Source organism: Bacillus sp. SIMBA_008 (genome assembly GCF_046535495.1).
Lineage (GTDB): Bacteria > Bacillota > Bacilli > Bacillales > Bacillaceae > Bacillus > Bacillus subtilis.
This window is the reverse complement of sequence record NZ_JAWRWL010000913.1, coordinates 1-251: the sequence shown is the minus strand read 5'-3', so window position 1 is coordinate 251 and position 251 is coordinate 1. Positions and strand designations below refer to the sequence as shown.

Annotated in this window: 1 protein-coding gene; it reads right to left on the bottom strand. The window is 37.5% G+C overall.

All coding sequences use genetic code 11. The features are described from left to right. On the bottom strand, nt 1–251 hold a 251-nt coding region (locus SB658_RS26030; protein ID WP_410603376.1), incomplete at both ends, for an OB-fold nucleic acid binding domain-containing protein.

Here is a 251-nt window from a genome sequence, read left to right as displayed (position 1 = left end):
ATAACGTTGTTCAACATCTTTAAGTCCATGATATTTATCAGGAAGCGGGCGAAGTGCTTTTGTGAGAACCTCAAAGCTAGTCGCTTTAATAGAAAGTTCTCCTACATTCGTTTTAAATACTGTTCCTGTTACACCGATAATATCGCCTAGGTCTGAGCTTTTGAATAATTCGTAAGCTTCTTCTCCTACACTATCTTTACGAACGTAGATTTGAATTTGTCCTTCTAAATCTTGTATATGCGCAAAGCCAG